The sequence below is a fragment of the Pseudomonas sp. MWU15-20650 genome (assembly GCF_023242475.1).
In the GTDB taxonomy this organism is placed as follows: domain Bacteria; phylum Pseudomonadota; class Gammaproteobacteria; order Pseudomonadales; family Pseudomonadaceae; genus Aquipseudomonas.
The window spans coordinates 1-659 of sequence record NZ_JALJFG010000081.1 but is presented as its reverse complement, the minus strand read 5'-3'; the positions used below and the strand labels follow the sequence as shown (position 1 = coordinate 659).

The window sequence follows — 659 nt, the reverse complement described above, 5'->3', positions numbered from 1 at the left end:
AGTAACCGTCACCTTGAGCAATGGCTCGGTGATTACCATCAAGGCCGGCGAGTCCGTGGGCAGTGTGGTTTTCGATACTCCACCCAACGACGTCTACGTCAATGGCAGTACCGTCAGCACCACCATTACTAGCGCGACGGGCGGCAACTTTGAAAGCCTGGTGCCGAGCACGACACCGGCTGTCACCACGATTACAGACTCGATCGACACCACTACCGTCACGCTGACCGCGCCTAGCGAAGCCAACGAGGGTGGGCAGATTACGTACACCGCTACGCTTTCTAATAAAGCGGGTACTGACGTTACGTTGAAGTTGGATAACGGCTCGACCATCACCATCAAGGCCGGCGAAACCGTTGGCAGCGTGACGGTTCCTGCGCCTAGCGATGACGTATTCATCGATAAGAGCACGCAGACGGTCAAGATCACCGATACCGCTGGCGGTAACTTCGAGAAGCTGGAAGTTGCAGGCGACGGTGCGACCACCACTATCAACGACACCATCGACAAGGTCGATGTAGTTCTGACCGCCACCACTACTGTGGGCGAAGGCGGCAATATCGTTTACACCGCCAGCCTTGTGGATAAAAACGGCGCGGCGGTGACTAACATCACTAACCCGCTGACCGTCACCCTCGATAACGGCCAGACCATCACCA

At 56.6% G+C, this 659-nt stretch carries 1 protein-coding gene; it reads left to right on the top strand.

Features of this window, described 5'->3' with window-relative positions:
- On the top strand, positions 1-659 hold a 659-nt coding region (locus M5B43_RS27175; protein WP_349292389.1), incomplete at both ends, for an immunoglobulin-like domain-containing protein.